This is a genomic window from Shewanella septentrionalis (assembly GCF_025370265.1).
In the GTDB taxonomy this organism is placed as follows: Bacteria; Pseudomonadota; Gammaproteobacteria; order Enterobacterales; family Shewanellaceae; genus Shewanella; species Shewanella hafniensis.
In genome coordinates this window covers 14,610-31,171 of sequence record NZ_JAMTCC010000049.1, presented here as the reverse complement: position 1 = coordinate 31,171, position 16,562 = coordinate 14,610, and the positions used below count along the sequence as shown (strand labels likewise).

The window sequence follows — 16,562 nt, the reverse complement described above, 5'->3', positions numbered from 1 at the left end:
TAAAACAAAAAAGCCCAAACCTAGGTTTGGGCTTTTGCTATTCAATCTTCTGCCTCGACTCATTCAACTTATTCTGAACTGATACTCCACTCACATTAAGTCAGATAGAAGCCCAGTTCGAAGCCTAAAGATTAGTGGTGATGACCACCGGCGCCATGGGCGTGACCATGGGCGATTTCTTCATCACTCGCGTCACGGGCACCCACGACTTCGATATCAAAGGTCAGTTCACGGCCGGCTAATGGATGGTTTACATCCACAGTCGCCATAAACTTACCCACTTTAACGATAGTCACTTGGCGTTGACCTTGGTCAGTATTGACCACAGCCGTCATACCCGGTTTCCACACAGTCGCGCCCAATAAATGCTTAACCGACACACGTTGGTGCGCATCAGCATCCGCTACGCGCTCACCGTAGGTTTCGGCAGCAGGCAAAGTCACAGTGAACTTTTCACCTATGGCTTTACCATTGATCGCGTTTTCAACGCCTGGCATCATGTTGTCATGACCGTGTAAATAGGCAATCGGATCGCGACCTTCGTTCGTCTCAATCACTTCGCCTTTCTCATCACGCAGTGTGTAGTTAAACTGCACAACCATATCGTCTTTAATGCTCATCGAATATCCTTTGATTTTCTTCGATTTCAATTGTGGGCCGAGCTTAACAAAACTGCGCTTTTCACTCCACTTTTTTATCCGGCCTAAAAGCGCTCAAAACCCGCAATGAGCGCTCTTTGGCTACAGTGACTACAGTGACTACAGTGATAGTCCTAAAGCGCTAAACACCTCTGGGCTTGGGAAACCATCGGCAATCATCTGTTTGCTCCGTTGAAAGGCTTGCAGCCCTGCCACAGAGTTACGCCCTAACACGCCATCAGGCTTACCCACATCAAATCCAGCCTCGTTCAGTTTGGCTTGCAATTGCTTAACTTGCTCGCGACTTAAGCGTGGCTGTTCTGGCGGGCTCACTGTCAAAGGTAACCCCCCATTAATGCGATCGGCAAGATGCCCAACTGTGATGGCATAATACTCAGAACGATTCCAACGCATAATCACGTTAAAGTTTTCATAACCTAAAAAGGCAGGCCCCGTATGGCCTGCTGGCAAATACAACGCGGCTTGAATATCCACGGCGGGCAAAGGTTGACCATTCGCTTGCGTGACATTGAGCGCAGCCCACTCAGATAAGGCCAAGGGCTGCTTTGCACCTAAATAGCTGTAACTAAAATCCTTTGGCAATAAAACTTCACGGCCCCAACGTTCATTTCGCTGCCAGCCTAAGTGCTGTAAAAAGTTCGCGGCGGAAGTCAGCGCGTCAGTGGTGCTATTCCATAAATCGGCTTTACCATCACCGTCACCGTCGACGGCATATTTGGCATAGGCCGACGGCATAAATTGCGTGTGTCCCATGGCGCCAGCCCATGATCCCACCATAGTGTCATCATCAAACTGATACTTTTCTTTCAGCTTTAAGGCTTGCATCAGTTCTATGGTGAAATAATTGCTACGGCGTGGCTCACAGGCCAAAGTCGCGAGCGAATTCAATACCGACATCTTGCCTTTATAGGAACCGTAATTAGTTTCAAGCCCCCAAAAAGACAAGATATATTGTGGCGGCACGCCATATTCTTTAGCTAGTTGATTGAGTAAAACGCTGTGTTTTTTCAGTAAGCGACGGCCTTCATTAACGCGCCATTCAGTGGCGCGCTTACTGAAATAATTATCGAAAGTCTGGCTGAATTCGGGTTGTTGCTGATCAAGCTCAATCACCCGCGGCACAAATTTCAAATTTGCAATGGTCGAGTTAATCATCGCCTCTGACTGCCCTTCAGAGCGTGCCCGCGCTTGTAGCCCAGCCACACAACTCGGAAATGCCTCGGCATTTACTTGTACGCTAGCATTAATATCAGACATTTGATTGGCTTCAGCAGCTATGCCACTGGCGTTGCTACTGACTGCGTTAGCAGTTGCGCTAGTGTTGGAACTGGCACTAGCCGCTGGCACGCTTGAACAGGCACTCAAGCTGACACAGGCGGCAATACTCGCAAACAGATAAGTTAACCCTTTAATTTTAATCAAATCAACAACTCCAATATTTGATTTCACAACAATGACAAAGTATTCACACTGCTGTGGCTAAACACGACAATCTTCCTTCTTCGAGAAGGCATTGCCCTAGAGGGATATTCGCCTTGGCATAACGAGTTAACGGTTCTATTACAAAAAACCTTTAACGGCCAATGGCATAGAAGACATGTTTCTCCCCCATGGAAAGCCTCTATCTGAATCACACTTGGTCAGCAAAGCACACTGCATCAAGGCTTTTCATTGCCAATAATCCTGACCCATAGCGCCACGTAACACAATCCTTATCGCCATAAATACCTTGTGGCACAGGCTTATTGCTCAGTTATCCAACACAAGAAAAATCTTAACAAAGAATCCCTTGGTATCGCAGCATGTTACCGTATAATGGGTAAGTTAACAGCACACATCAAAGAGACCTATCATGACTGAAATCAATGCGGCTTTGGCTGGCTTTATCGAAAATGTAAAACAACATCAGACGCTTTGGGGTCTAATGGATGAAACTGGCGAAGGCTGGGTCGTTTGTGACTCTTCAGAATTTGAAGACACAGATGTGATGCCATTGTGGTCAAGTGAAGCCACTGCAAAATCCCATTGCAGCGACGAATGGCACGACTACCAACCCGTTGCGATTTCACTAGATGAATTTCTGGAATATTGGGTGTCTGATCTCAACGACGATGGTGTGTTGATCGGTGTCGATTGGCAGACTGATGAAGATTGCCTTGAGCTTGATCCAATTGTTTTAGCAAAAGATTTGGTTGATGTTGAAGAAGTTTAATCCCTTCAATATGCCATTGATGACATCAAGGACTGAGGTACTCATTCCTTGATGTCTGCAATTCCGCTCATCGATATTCCCTTCGACCAACGCCATACTTGTTGGTTTTGCGGCGAGCCGAGCAATCAACACTTCGAATATATTGCCCACACACATACACCACATCCTTCATTAGCTGTGCCCGCCTGCAGTGAATGTTTGCGATTAGCCAAACAACATACCCTAAGTTCAATTTGGGATTGTCGTATGGCCGTCAAAGATGCACTGATGCGCATTTACGCAAAACACCTCGCGATAGGGATTAATTGGACCGAAGAAGAACTGGCCGAGTCTGAATTTTCCTGCAAAGTGTTTGAAGGCTTTAAGAAAAGTGCTTGGATGATGTACCAGATTGCCCGCGACCGTATCAACGCACCCGGCTGGCCACTGGTATTAGAAGGCGAAGAAATTGACGACCAAGGTTATAACGCAGGTTTCGAATTTGATGGCGTGACCTTTAACTCAGTTAATGCTGCAATCCAGTACTACTCGACGCAATTCACCTTAGATCCACAGTTTTTTGCCGAACTGGTGCGCCTCGTCGGCCGAGCAAGATTCAACTACGCCCTACGACTCGCCCGCATCCATATTGCCGCCGCCAAAGAAATGAAACGCCAAGTGTTACAAGATGTTGAGGCCGAATTAGCATTGTAATCAAGCGTTAAATAAAAAGGTAATTTGGTAGGATTTAAACAAAAGCGATGGAAAGGTGACGATTGAATGGCTGATATTCAAAGGCAGATATTAACAAGCCACATCTAAAAACAGTCCTTAAAAGCGGTTATTAAAAGCGCTGAGCCTACCGATGACCAACACAAGACCAATCACCGATAGGGAAAATCTCAAGATGCTTAGTGATTGATCACTTGTCTTAATCTTTCTTGTACCACTTCCACGAGTAAATCCGGCTGGAATTTAGAAATGAACTTATCACAACCGACCTTCTCAACCATGGCATGGTTGAAACTGCCGCTCAGTGAAGTATTCAAGGTAATATATAGATCTGACATAGCTTTATCACCACGAACTTCAGAGGTCAGTTTGTAGCCGTCCATCTCGGGCATTTCGGCATCGGTAATCATCATCAGTAATTCTTTAGATACTTGCTTACCTTCATCACGCCATTTCTGTAATAACGTCAGCGCCTGCAAGCCATCCGAGGCTTCAATGATTTCTATACCTAGTTGGCTTAAGGTTTCACGCACTTGACGCCTTGCGGTCGATGAATCGTCCACGATCAAGATTTTTCTGCCTGGCATTTCATGGACTAAGGTTTCATCGAGCACACCTTCAGAAAGCCTAATATCGTAGTGAATAATCTCAGCTAGCACTTTCTCTACATCGATAATCGACACTAATTGCGATTTGCCTTGGTGCTCGATGCGGGTAATTGCCGTCAAATAATTATTGCGCCCTGCCGTTTTCGGCGGCGGCATGATATCGCTCCATGTCATGTTGATAATGTGCTCAACCTTACCGACTAAGAAGCCCTGCACGCTGCGGTTATACTCCGTGATGATCATATTAGCATCATCATCCGGCGGTAAAGATTTAAACCCAATCGCCGAACGTAAATCAATCACAGGGATAGAAATACCGCGAATATTGGCAACACCATAAATATGCGGATGACTACCCGGCATAGCATTAAGGGGAGGAAGCTTGACCACTTCTTTAACTTTAAAGACGTTGATGGCAAATAACTGCGTGGAATTAATACTAAAGAGCAACAACTCGAGGCGGTTCTCACCCACGAGTTTGGTACGCTGATCTACGGTTGCAAGTACGTTTGCCATAATGCTGCTTCTCTACTCTTGAGGAAAATCCTTTCCTCACATGCGACGGATTAGCTCAAATTATAGCGGTAAACTCCCATGAAGAACCATGCCGAGAGTCTATTTTATCTAAAAATTACAACCACTCTCGCAAAAGCGCGAATATTCAACCCATTCAAAACGCATATTCAATTTAGGTCAGCGACACTGCCACCTAACGCTGCACTTTCTGGGCAAGCACCATGCCCGCAAGATCCAAGGCATTTCTGTCGCAGACAATCTCAAACCCCGCTTGACGCAACACAAGTAACAACTCGCGGTGATTAAAGCGATTTTGCTGTGGATGCTCAAACAGGCGTCGACTCAGTGGATTACAAATCGCAGCGCGATATAGATCCTCTATCACAAAGTAACCGTTTGGTTTCAGTACCCTTGCAACGTCCTTGATGGCCGCCTGCCAATCTGGAATATGGTGGAATACAGCAAAATCAAACACCATATCGAACTCGCCATCGGCAAAGGGAAGACGAGAGGCGTCGGCAACCGAGAAACTCAACCCTTTCAAGCCCTGTGGCCGAGCTTGCCAGCGAGATTGCGCCGCTGCGACCATTTCAGGGTCGATATCCACGGCCGTGATATGTCCTGCGCCAAAATGCTCGCGGATCAACTGAATACCATTACCAAACCCACAACCGATTTCTAATGCGCGCTCGCAGCGAGCCATAGGTTTAGGCATCATAGACGTAAGCAAAGGCGCTTCGACATGATTTTGTAGCCAAAAACGTATTGGATGCTGAACGAGCTTTTTCTCAAATGGATTTAATTTCATGCCATCCTCTAAATATGGGTAAACTATTGTTGATAATTTTACTGATCGAACTGTCACTATGGTACGTAATGATAGGAACATAAGTTCACCAGAGGCCACGATGAAATTACCTCTTTTTCCACTACCCATTTGTTTATTGCCCGAAGGTTACACACAACTGCGGGTATTTGAACCTAGATATAAGCGTTTAGTCGCCGAATCGTTAAAGTCAGGCGAAGGCTTTGGCTCATGTATGCTCGAAGAGGATGGCAAAACCATTCAGCCCATAGGCACCTTAGTGCATATTATTGATTTTGAAACCCTACCCGATGGACTATTAGGGATCAGCATTCAAGGTTCAAAGCGCTTTAAAGTTAATGAAATCAGTGTCGAAGACGATGGCTTAAAGCGCGGCGATGTTAGCTTTATCGACAACTGGCCTGCGACACGTATTGCGACCGATGAGCGTTACTTGAGCCAAATGTTACAAAATATCCTCAAGGAATATCCGCAACATCTCAAGCACTACCAAGCGGAACAGTTTGAAGACATTGCTTGGGTCTGCCAACGCTGGCTAGAAATATTGCCCGTGCAAGCCTCTGAAAAGTACAACTGCATTAATACCTTAGATCATATTATGACCCGAGATCTATTGCGGGCCGTAATAAAATAATCCTGTGAATGATCCTTTATTTAAGCCACTCCGTATTGATTGTAAGTTTGAAAGTAAAACTGGGCTCAGAAGTGAAACAAGCCTCTCAATTTTGTCGTTACTGATCTCAAACTCAGCACTAACGACTGGGATAAGAGCGAAAATAATGGAAAATATTCAATCACAAAGCAGGCAAAATCGGTATCATGGCCCTATCACGTCTCTGACTCATTCGGCTATGGATAACGACATTCCCGCTCTCAAAACCTGCGAGCCTCAAGCGGATACTTTGATCACGTTTATGCTACAAGTAGCAGACAAACGAGACAGAGCCGCCTTTGGGCATTTATTCCAGCATTTTATGCCCAAGATCCGCGCCTTTGGTTTACAAAGACTGAATCAACAAGGCTTAGCCATGGATTTAGTTCAAGAAACCATGACCAGCGTGTGGACTAAGGCCCATCTGTACAATGCAGAGAAAGGCTCAGTGACGACTTGGGTATTTACCATAATGCGTAATCAGTGTTTCGATATGCTGAGACGAGTACAACACAATAAAGAAGATACCTTTGGCGATGATATTTGGCCGCTGTGCGATGCGACCATGGCTCAAGACACACTCACTGATCATAAATTGACGGCGAAACTCCTCCAACATCTTGATGCCCTTCCCCTCGCGCAACGACAAGTCGTGCAAGGTATCTACATGCAAGAACTCACTCAACAAGAGCTAGCCGATGCCCTCAAGGTGCCAATAGGCACCATAAAGTCACGATTAAGACTCGGGCTAGAAAAGTTGAAAAGTTTCTTGGAGACACACAATGATTAAGCATCATCCCCAACAAGAATTACTCGTGAGCCATGCGAATGGGGTCTTACCTTTATCGATGGCCATTGCAGTATCAGCGCATTGCGCATTATGTGAGACGTGTCGTGAGCAACTAGCCCTATTAACCGAGCAAGCTGCCAATTCGGCATTAAATCCAGATGGCGCTCATGCTGAAAAGCATACACACCAAGAGTCGATTCACACTGCGCATATTAATGCTGAACACACTCAAGCTACTAATGTACCAGTGATGGATATTGACGCTATGCTGGCGCAAATCATGGCTCAGCCTGCGGCGACGGATGTACCTAATAATGCTCCTCTGGATGTTCAAGTAAAACAACAGCATTACACAGTGCCGTCGGTATTTCGCCAGCATTTGGCCCGTCCTTGGCAAATATTAGGCAAAGTCAGTCGTATGCGTTTTGATGTCGATGAAATGAACACCCGCGCGAGCTTGTTACACATAGATGCGCAAGGTGAAATCCCCCAACATACCCATAAGGGCTATGAATTAACCCTATTGTTAGCGGGAGCGTTTTCGGATCTTAACGGTGACTATGTGCCAGGTGATTTTATTGTGCTCGATAGCCAACATCACCACTCACCTAAAACCGTTGACGGTTGCTTATGCTACACAGTGTTAGATGCGCCGCTGCATTTTACCAAAGGCCTAAGCAAGCTGCTTAATCCCATAGGTGAACTGATTTATTAAGCCTGTAGCCAGTGCTTTAACATGACTTATTTACTCCGTTTTTTAAATGAGTCCGTTACTAAACTTTCAGTTACTGAATCTTCAGTTACTAAATTTTCAGTTACGAAATAAGCCATTAATCCCATTGAAATAACCTATTTCAGTGGGATTTTTTATTCTATTTGCGTGAGTTTTTTATTCAGTTTACTAGAATTTTTAATTCAATTGGCTAGCAGTAGCCACATCCTATTCGCCTAAAAAGCCGCAATAGGGACACTCAGCATTGCAGCTAAATACAAGATAAGGACATGTTCCATGCTAAGCTTCACTCTTTAAATCAAATGAATAGCCAGAAACAATTCACGTTAACTCAACATCAATCAACAAATAATCACATTGAATAAAAATTAAACTTGCATAAGCTATTTTTATTGATATACTGCACGTCGTTTTGAGAAACACCTTGTTGTTTACCTTTTTAAACCAGCCTGACTATTAGCAATCAGAGTTCGGTCCTCATAAAGAAAGCCTACTACAAGCAAAACCCCATAAGCTCAAGCATTCGATACCACTAAAATCATGTGCTTATGTCTGTGAACTTACTGTTCTCCACACTGTCATAGTATTGTCATTAAGCTATGGTCAACTGGCAGAATCAAGTTAGTCCATTGGCATAATCGACAGCATGTATTATTTATCGATTAAGCATCTCTTGATTAATGAATCAAAGATGGGGTAACCTCGATACTCAATAGAACGAATCTTTCGCAAATTGCTAAGGATATTTTATAGTTACAACTATCTCACCTATGGGTGAATTAACAAAAAGGAGTGTGGCATATGTCATACAAAATTAATGGACATGAAATTACAGTGAACTTCCCTGTAGATTCAATCTCAGTAAATAAAACCTCAATTGCTTTTACCGATCGTCAAGGTAAAAACAGACAGACTTTTTCAAAACGTACAGAAGCCATCAGCTTTATGAAATGGTTATTGTCCGCAAACAAATAAGTCAAAAAATAAATTAGACGATAAGTTAGAAATAAGTACTGTAATACCCCGTTTGCTCAAGTGTATTTAATCGGTTTCCATTCTCTTCGCAGTACCGAACACTTAAGTAAACTGATAGCCGAATGTCACGAACACGCTATCCTTTTTTACGTCATCATGACGAACACATTTGGTTCAGGCTGTATCTCTCTCACACAGATACCTGCCGAACCAAATGAGTCAAATCCAGCTTAGATCACCTACTTCCACTACAGCATCCGCTAATATTCATCCCCATGAATACTGTTACGTACCTCATCTATGTCAAAACCCAATACCCAAATCGCCATGCAAAGCTTGATAAGCCAGATCAAAGCGACAATTCCGCTCAATCTAGCGGAAGCACAATTGTGCCAGGGACAATGTTTAGGTTGTTCGAAAAAAATGCTTGAAATGCTCGATGCAGAAATCAGCTATTGGCAATATTCAGATGCGATACCCAGCCTAAAAGATTTAAAAAACCTCGAAAAGATAGGCCAACGTACCTATAAAATCCTTAAGCGAAACCAGTTGCTGCCTTAATCGCTTGTATTTGCATTTAACTATTGATGGGGCGTTTTACTTATACGACTGAACATAAATTCATAACTGAACTGAACTGAACTGAACTGAACTGACAATATGATCCTGATAGAAATCACATTGCCAGTTTTATCTTAGCTATTGTCTATAGCCGTTAAAAATTACAACTCTATAGGCTCAACGTCTGGACTCTGCCAACCTTGCGCGAATATCTGCCAAAGAATATTCAGTTAAGAGTTCACCATCGGCAAATACGGGGACAAACTCGCAATTGTTAACATCTTGCCAGCTCGCTTGATCTTTAAGATAAAATTGCCCTTGCTCATCTTTAAACACCGCAACCAGTCCCTTAGCTGATTTTTTAGTACCGTCATCGGTTTTAGGATCTTTAAATATTTCTCTGTCTTTACCATCAACTTTCGCAAAGGTCGCTTTCACCGCGTAACCGTCGGTATCTCGGGTCACGTGTTGATAGGTAAAACTGCCAATCCCAAACACAATATTGGTTGACGCAAAACCTTTGGCCTTTAAGCCGGCACAAATGGCTTCAGCCCGCTCAATGGTGATTGAATCGCCATAAATCAGCCCGACATGGCTATCGAGTAATTTGTAACCTTTGGCAGTTGTGCTGCCCCCAAAGACATCCCACAAACACTCGATAGCGCCTTTATACTCAGGGCTCCCCACAGCTGCTTGTGGATCACCACAAATGATCTTCACCGGACAACCCGTATCAGGCCTAAACACCACTTTGCCCTCACGCGCAAGAATACGGTCTTTTAAGGCAACGGTGAACTCTGTCATCACCTGCCAAAAATCCCAAGAATCAGAAACGATACTGACAATGCCGCTAGGATAAATATCTTCAATCAGACGGCGGAACGTCTCTAATTCATTCTCCATACCACCCGCACACATCACACTGTGCTCCGTTGCGGCCACACTGCCACCGACAAGTTCATGATCACTATCTGCACGGTAATATTGCTCAAGAAAATCAATCGCGGGAATGGTATCTGTACCCGTAAAACTGAGTAAATGGGCGGCGCCGCTCATTACCGCAGCCTCTGCACCATACATGCCGCGGAAACTAAAATCATGGCCCTGCCAATCAACAAATGCGATGTCACCATCGGTTTCTAGCGCGTAAGTCTCAAATATTTTGCGGTATTGCAGCGCGGTTGTAGCACTGGTACACATACCCCACACATTCGCGGAAAGGATGGTTTCGAGGTAATTGGTCAACCAAAAGAACCGCTCATCGGTATTGTACAAAACCAAGCAAGGCACTTTTAGTGGATACACTGAGCCTTCAGGTAATGCCATGATTTTTATTGGTAAATAACCTAAATTATGCAACTCCTCAATATGCTGAGTACCGACATTATTTGGCCCGAGATAGTTATTGATACGGCGGGAGAATTGGCGAATGACCTGATCTTTGGGTTGTTGAAAGAAATCACGGTTCCAACTGTCGATCAAGAAATGCTTGATAAAATACTGCAAGCCAAAAAACACCATTTGGTCTGTATAACCACGACGGGATTTACGGGCGGTCAAGTTACTAAAAATCACTTGAGTATTATCGGGATACTGACGACGGTGGTCGACTTTGTAACCATCAATGGCGGTAACGGGATTCAAGTACATAATATTTTCCTTAATGATTCATATAACTCAAAACAGCATGGCAATCACAGAACTCGCTCGAAATATGTGCAGGGACACCTAAACTATCGGTACAAAATAATCTGTCGATGCCCACCTCGCGCAGAGCCGATTCGCTGGCCTTATCTTCATAATGTGACACGATCAAAATGACGCTTTGGGCCCCCTTTTGCTTTAACTTGATGGCAAGTTCGATAAAGGTTCTGCCACCAGCACAAATGTCATCGACGATTAAGCAGGTTTTACCCGATAAATCATCACAGAACACTTCGGTAGCGATAATATGACCATTGACCACATCACGATGCTTATCGGCCCTGATCACCGGCATTCCCTGTAACGCTTTCGCTAAGCCGAATACTTTCTTATTCGCCCCTGCATCGGGCGAGACTAACACTAGCTCACCCGATAATTGAGCTGCAATCGCGGCGACAAAGCTATGGTTGTCAATAACTTGCACTCGGTCTAACAATGCGGCGGTGACATCGCTGTGCGGGTCAAAAATGCTGACTGAAGCATATTGCTGCTGATTAATCAGGCTGGCATAGACTTTTACCGATAAGGCCTCACCCACATTACACACTCTATCTTGGCGGGCGCCCGGCATATAAGGCAGTAACAGATCGATTTGCTCTGCACCGCTGCGGCGTAATGCATCAGTTAACAGCAAGAGCTGCATGATGGAATGATCGCCACGATAGCCGAAGAAAAGTGTGACGCGTTTCGCTGGAGGAACCAGCAGTTGAACATGATTCTCCCCCGCGCCAAATTGAAATAAACGGTAATGAGCCTCATCACTAGCTGCGGGTAACTGATAAAAATCGGCTTGCAGTTGTTGAGTGTTAACTGTGCCTTGATACGCTTGAATGCTTTTAGATGCTTGAATACGTTGAGACATACTAACCTCCTGTCTATGGCAAGATTACCGCAATTAACGGCGCCCTTGTTGTCTACAGAACCAATAGTGTCTTAAAGACATTATTATGTAAAGTTGATTTTTAGACTATTTATGACGAAATAAAAGCCATTGATATACCTAAATTGCATATAGTGTCCTTTAGACACTATATGCAATTTAGGTAACTGAATAGGAAAAAAGCTGTTGAGTAATATCAAAATCTAAAACATAAGCAGTTGTCATTAGCCCCATGAAAACGCGTTTCAATCTGCAACGACTTTGATCAACATTCTAAATTTCTTAAGAATCGGTACGATGCGGTATCGGGTTTCAAGCGGTATAAATTCGCAGGACGCCCCCGTTCAGTGCGCTTTAATCCGGTATCGATCAATAAATCGGCCTGTTCAACCCGCCGACGAAAAGATTTACCTTGGATAGGCTTACCCAGTAAAACTTCATGTACATGCTGCAGTTCTGGCAAGGTAAAAGGTTCAGACAGTGCAAAGCCTGGCACTAAAGAATATAAGGCTTTCTGTGTTAAGCGTTCCCGCGCTTGCTCAATTAACTGCAGATGATCAAACGCTAAGGTCATCTTTAACACATCCTCTAATGGCCACCACTTAGCATCACTCACTGAATCAATCTGGATTTGGCAGGCTTGATAACTCATCAAGGCGGTGTAACACACTGTCACCGACCAACCTCTCACATCGCGACAGCTATTACCCACAGTGCAAAGCTGCTCAATATAAGGTGGCACTACCGCGGTTTTCTCATGCAGTTTACGTAATACGGTTTGTTCTAAGGATTGATCGCAATTTTCATCGATAAAGCCTCCGGGTAATCCCCACAAACCTAAAAAAGGATGGTTTGAACGTTGCACTAAGAGTACTTTAAGCTGCTGATCATGGTAGGTAAACAATACGGCATCCACTGTCAGTAGCTGAGCCTTGAAAGCCTTAGGATCGTAATTGGCAAGATATTCCGCTTCAGTCATGAGTATTCCCCATCATTCAATATCATAAGCTTAACTTAGGCATGACACAGCTTCAAACACATTATGTCTTAGCGTCACTAAGTAAATATCCTGCACCGTGAGCATAGCTACTTTGGCCAAATTTACGCTGATAACGCGGCAACATAGTCTCGTTCCCCAATAATCCGCCTTGATGCAAATACATCACATGACCTGGTTCACTACGCTGTAAATAATCCTCAAGCACAATAAAACCTAAGGGATCGTAGAGTAATTCAAATTGAATACCTGAGGCGCAAATCCGCTGCCACATGGCATAAAATTCCGGATAAAGTTTACCAAAGTGATATTTTTTGCCGACATTCACTATCTGTGGATGCTCGAGAGTGTTTGGATTAAGCATAGAGAATTGTAAACGTAAATAATCATCGCCCCCCACCACGGCGCAAGTCGCGACGCGAATCGCCGTTTGCTGACGAATAAAGTACTGATTCAAAAATAACGCCGTCGTCCCCGTTCCCGACGGTAAAAATACCGTTAAATCGACTAAATCATTCGCCTGCGCAAATTGCACTATTTCTTGCGCCAATACATTTACCCCGTATTCAGCGTAGGAACAGCGACCGCCCTCTGGGATAAACAGTGCCGTCGGTTCATTCGCGAGCACTTGAGCCTCGATATACTCTTGGCAACTCAATCCCACATTGTCGACTTGCGCATGAGTTAACGTCTGCTTTTGCGCTATTAACACACTTAAGTCGATAATATTGGCGCTATTTGCTAAGGCGGCAGCATAATTGCCCGTGGGATGTTTAACTATTTGACTGGCAATATGGTCAACATAAAAGTCACACTGCCAGCCTTTCATCTTGGCCAATGTTGATAGGGAATACAAAGAGTTCGCTAAGGGTGAGCCATGACCTATCACCTTGTTGATGCCGGCAAACTCATGATCTAAAAAATAGCCGAATTTACGCGCTTTATTGCCGCTAAACGCTGGATGCAATAAATCATCACGTTTTAGAAATATTTCTCGACCAGCAAAGGCAAAAATATCGACGGGGGAATTTGCAAACATGAGGCTACTCAAACGATTAAATACTCGGGCTTTTAAGCCATTTTAATGGAATGGCTAGTGTAACTCCGCCTTTGCTCATCTGCCCCTAAGAAATTAGCAATTTAGCGAAGATGTAGTGAAAATCACAAATACAGTTTTGAACAATACCCGTAAGCAATTGATTTACCGGTGTTAAAAAATTGGCACGTTTCTCGCTTAGTCATTGACATATATTCAGTTTATCAAAGCTAACGGCATTCATTACAGCTAACGATAAAGGCTAAAAAAGTAACCTAAGGAGTTTTCAATGGCAGTATTACGCTTAATATTCAACATCGCTTGGTTTGTGCTCGGTGGATTTGTGATGGGACTCGCTTGGTGGCTCGCTGGTATCCTGTGTTTTATCAGCATTATTGGTATTCCCTTTGGCCGCGCCTGCTTTGTTATCGGTGAAATGACCTTCTGGCCATTTGGCCAAGAACAAATCAACCGTCGCCACTTGACCGGACGTGACGATTTAGGCACAGGTGCCCTAGGCATGGTGGGAAATATCATTTGGTTTTTGCTGTTTGGGATCTGGTTAGCCATAGGCCACCTAGCTCATGCCTTAGCCTGTTTTGTAACAATTATCGGTATTCCCTTTGGAATACAGCACCTTAAGTTGGCGTTATTCAGCCTAACACCGATAGGGCAAACCGTAGTGGCTAAAGCTTAATAAGCCAATCAGTTAACTGCGCTATTCACTCTCGATTATTTGGTTTCATGAGTGGATAGCGCTTTGTCATCCCATACTGAAAATATCGCCTCATTGAAGGCCATTTCCTCCTCCAGTAAATCATTGCAACTATATTGAGTATGGACATATTGAGCATGGGCAGGTTCATCATCCTCTTGAACCTCAGTTTGCGGCTTAGTCGGCGTCGCAATCGCTAACAGGTAATGTGCCAGTTTTGCAGGGGCATCAATGGCCGCATCATGGCCGCAATAAGCTAATACAATCAAATCCGTGTGAAAGTGCTGCGCTAAAGCTTTACTCGATGCCATGCTCACCAACGCATCACGGTCACCGCAAAGCACACTTATTGGTACTTCCACGGTCAATGGACACTGATATTGAAAAGCCGCCCACAGTTGCCGCCAGGCGTTACGGATAGTTGGCGAGGATTCGCGGCGAAATTCACTCCACTCGGCAATTAAATCGCAATCTCGCCGATGGCGAAAACTGGTTAAACGCACTATCGTCGACTCGATGGGATGTAAGGCTTTACCCCGAGCCCGCAAGCAAAACGCCTTCAATGCATTCAGTGGATTAAATCTTTGATACCAAGGCGATAAATTCGCCGCACTGCTGTTTAATACAAAAACATGCCTTATCTGCCAAGGCCGCTGGTGCGCCATTTCCAGCGCCAACATACCGCCCATAGACAAACCGAGAAGATAAATAGTCTCGCCTTCTTGCACCTGCTCATCCAATTGCAACCACACGGCATGGGCATAATCGGTAATCTTCAGTGGACTGGCCTTATTGGATAACATCCCATTGCCCGGCAAATCTGGGGTCAGTACTCGCAATCCTTTATGTCGCAGTCGTTGATCGAAGCCATGCCAGTGGCGTTGATCACGCATTAATCCCCGCAGTAACACCCAAGTTGTCATGACTGTGGCTCCCGATACCAATACTGCCGCGCGCACTCAGTGAGTTCAGCCAAACGTTCAGGCGTTAACTGCTCTAACGATTGGGCGTAGGCCGCTTCCATCATAAATTGCATCAGCACTGTGTGCCTGCGTAAAATTCTGTGGTGACGATGTGTTTTCTGCGGATTAAAAAAACCTGCAAAATTAAATATTTGCCTTGGGTTTTTCTTTATCCAAGCCCAGGACCCCATCTCTAATGTCAACGGCAGAAACGGTACCTGAGCATGGGGATCGGCCACTTGATGTTGGCGATAGAGGTAATCCCAAATATCCCCATGGGTGCGATAGAACTGGCTCTGCGGCGCAAGCCGGTAATGGCCATGATGCGGATAACTTTGTTCAAATAATTGTTTTAGATGAAAAATATAATTGGCATTTTCGAAAGCGGTACGCGTATGGGCGTAGGGGAACCAGATATGATCATTCAAGCCAAAGCCTGAGTGCGCATCGAGGGAAATTAAACTGGTGCTGCGGTTCAGCAATTGCTGTACGTAGGCAACTAAGCCAGCGGTTTCAAGCTCCATTCCCTCCATGCCGCGATACCAGGGCAGCCGTGATGATATCCGCTGCCCTCCCACCATAAAGGAGACTTTTTCGCTGGCTTCTATCGGGGCGTTACGCATCAAATCCACTTGATTGCCATTACCTCGCGTTCCCATAAATAAGCCAACGGGATTCACCACTGGGACAAAAGCTAACCGCACGCCCGTTAACATCTGCTGTAGGTGTTTATCCCACACCAGCCGCTGCAACAAACTGTTCAACAATGCCAAGATGACTTGAGAGCCAATACGTTCAACCCCATGCACGCCGCCCACAAAGAGTACTGTCGGACAGGGCTTATCTCCTCCGCCCAGTTCAACACTGTAGAGCGGAAAATGTTCGTGACGAAATGGGATGTCGGCAAGAATGTGATACTGCAACTTAAGATGATGAGTATCAATGAGTTGTTGCAGCGTATCTAACTCAAATGGTAGCTCAAAGGGAAGTTTATTCATGTCACCTTAATCAAAAAATGAGAGAGC

General features: G+C 44.7%; 18 protein-coding genes. 8 read left to right on the top strand and 10 right to left on the bottom strand.

The genetic code is table 11. From position 1 onward, the window contains the following. Positions 1-131: 131 nt before the first annotated feature. Together NE536_RS20250 and NE536_RS20245 are read right to left on the bottom strand one after the other, a co-directional pair. A complete protein-coding gene (locus tag NE536_RS20250; RefSeq protein ID WP_063883053.1) occupies positions 132-620 on the bottom strand; it encodes an FKBP-type peptidyl-prolyl cis-trans isomerase in 489 nt (162 codons plus the stop codon). A gap of 138 nt (positions 621-758) precedes the next feature. After that, positions 759-2,081, bottom strand: a complete 1,323-nt coding sequence (locus NE536_RS20245) for a lytic murein transglycosylase (RefSeq protein WP_261273833.1) — start codon at positions 2,079-2,081, stop codon at positions 759-761. 430 nt (positions 2,082-2,511) lie between these two features. On the opposite strand from NE536_RS20245, the gene NE536_RS20240 reads away from it, so the two are divergent. Continuing rightward, on the top strand, positions 2,512-2,871 hold the full coding sequence (locus NE536_RS20240; RefSeq protein WP_106650826.1) for a DUF2750 domain-containing protein: 360 nt from the start codon (positions 2,512-2,514) through the stop codon (positions 2,869-2,871). Between the two features lie 51 nt (positions 2,872-2,922). Continuing rightward, positions 2,923-3,564 carry a hypothetical protein gene (locus NE536_RS20235; protein WP_261273832.1) on the top strand — a complete coding sequence of 214 codons (642 nt, stop codon included), beginning with the start codon at positions 2,923-2,925 and terminating at the stop codon, positions 3,562-3,564. A 197-nt stretch (positions 3,565-3,761) separates the two neighbouring features. Here NE536_RS20235 and NE536_RS20230 read toward each other — a convergent pair whose 3' ends face one another. Together NE536_RS20230 and NE536_RS20225 are read right to left on the bottom strand one after the other, a co-directional pair. Further along, a complete protein-coding gene (locus NE536_RS20230) occupies positions 3,762-4,706 on the bottom strand; it encodes a chemotaxis protein CheV (RefSeq protein WP_261273831.1) in 945 nt (314 codons plus the stop codon). A gap of 193 nt (positions 4,707-4,899) precedes the next feature. Then, positions 4,900-5,514: a class I SAM-dependent methyltransferase gene (locus NE536_RS20225; RefSeq protein WP_259529135.1), complete on the bottom strand. Its 615-nt coding sequence runs from the start codon at positions 5,512-5,514 to the stop codon at positions 4,900-4,902. Positions 5,515-5,614: 100 nt separating this feature from the next. Here NE536_RS20225 and NE536_RS20220 point away from each other — a divergent pair, with 100 nt between their 5' ends. The 5 genes from NE536_RS20220 (at position 5,615) to NE536_RS20200 (ending at position 9,243) form a co-directional block, all read left to right on the top strand. Continuing rightward, positions 5,615-6,166 carry an LON peptidase substrate-binding domain-containing protein gene (locus NE536_RS20220; RefSeq protein WP_259520168.1) on the top strand — a complete coding sequence of 184 codons (552 nt, stop codon included), beginning with the start codon at positions 5,615-5,617 and terminating at the stop codon, positions 6,164-6,166. 145 nt (positions 6,167-6,311) lie between these two features. Next, positions 6,312-6,974: a sigma-70 family RNA polymerase sigma factor gene (locus tag NE536_RS20215; RefSeq protein ID WP_006086176.1), complete on the top strand. Its 663-nt coding sequence runs from the start codon at positions 6,312-6,314 to the stop codon at positions 6,972-6,974. After that, positions 6,967-7,689 carry a ChrR family anti-sigma-E factor gene (locus tag NE536_RS20210; RefSeq protein ID WP_261273830.1) on the top strand — a complete coding sequence of 241 codons (723 nt, stop codon included), beginning with the start codon at positions 6,967-6,969 and terminating at the stop codon, positions 7,687-7,689. Before NE536_RS20215 ends, NE536_RS20210 begins: the two co-directional genes overlap by 8 nt. Before the next feature lie 819 nt (positions 7,690-8,508). Continuing rightward, complete coding sequence (locus tag NE536_RS20205; protein ID WP_006082106.1) at positions 8,509-8,682, top strand: hypothetical protein; 174 nt, start codon at positions 8,509-8,511, stop codon at positions 8,680-8,682. 300 nt (positions 8,683-8,982) lie between these two features. Further along, a complete protein-coding gene (locus NE536_RS20200; protein WP_261273829.1) occupies positions 8,983-9,243 on the top strand; it encodes a hypothetical protein in 261 nt (86 codons plus the stop codon). 177 nt (positions 9,244-9,420) lie between these two features. On the opposite strand, the gene NE536_RS20195 is transcribed toward NE536_RS20200, so the two are convergent. The 4 genes from NE536_RS20195 to NE536_RS20180 form a co-directional block, all read right to left on the bottom strand. After that, positions 9,421-10,893 carry a nicotinate phosphoribosyltransferase gene (locus NE536_RS20195; RefSeq protein ID WP_261273828.1) on the bottom strand — a complete coding sequence of 491 codons (1,473 nt, stop codon included), beginning with the start codon at positions 10,891-10,893 and terminating at the stop codon, positions 9,421-9,423. 10 nt (positions 10,894-10,903) lie between these two features. Beyond that, positions 10,904-11,809: a ribose-phosphate diphosphokinase gene (gene prs / locus NE536_RS20190; protein WP_261273827.1), complete on the bottom strand. Its 906-nt coding sequence runs from the start codon at positions 11,807-11,809 to the stop codon at positions 10,904-10,906. Positions 11,810-12,092: 283 nt separating this feature from the next. Further along, positions 12,093-12,806, bottom strand: coding sequence for an NrtR DNA-binding winged helix domain-containing protein (locus tag NE536_RS20185; protein ID WP_261273826.1), 714 nt, complete (start codon positions 12,804-12,806; stop codon positions 12,093-12,095). 61 nt (positions 12,807-12,867) lie between these two features. After that, on the bottom strand, positions 12,868-13,863 hold the full coding sequence (locus NE536_RS20180; protein WP_261273825.1) for a pyridoxal-phosphate dependent enzyme: 996 nt from the start codon (positions 13,861-13,863) through the stop codon (positions 12,868-12,870). A gap of 286 nt (positions 13,864-14,149) precedes the next feature. Between NE536_RS20180 and NE536_RS20175 the strand changes: the two genes are divergently transcribed. Then, positions 14,150-14,557: a YccF domain-containing protein gene (locus NE536_RS20175; protein ID WP_261273824.1), complete on the top strand. Its 408-nt coding sequence runs from the start codon at positions 14,150-14,152 to the stop codon at positions 14,555-14,557. 35 nt (positions 14,558-14,592) lie between these two features. Here NE536_RS20175 and NE536_RS20170 read toward each other — a convergent pair whose 3' ends face one another. Both NE536_RS20170 and NE536_RS20165 read right to left on the bottom strand, forming a co-directional pair. Beyond that, complete coding sequence (locus NE536_RS20170; RefSeq protein WP_261273823.1) at positions 14,593-15,498, bottom strand: alpha/beta fold hydrolase; 906 nt, start codon at positions 15,496-15,498, stop codon at positions 14,593-14,595. Then, on the bottom strand, positions 15,495-16,535 hold the full coding sequence (locus tag NE536_RS20165; RefSeq protein ID WP_261273822.1) for a M14 family zinc carboxypeptidase: 1,041 nt from the start codon (positions 16,533-16,535) through the stop codon (positions 15,495-15,497). Before NE536_RS20165 ends, NE536_RS20170 begins: the two co-directional genes overlap by 4 nt. Between the last annotated feature and the right edge of the window lie 27 nt (positions 16,536-16,562).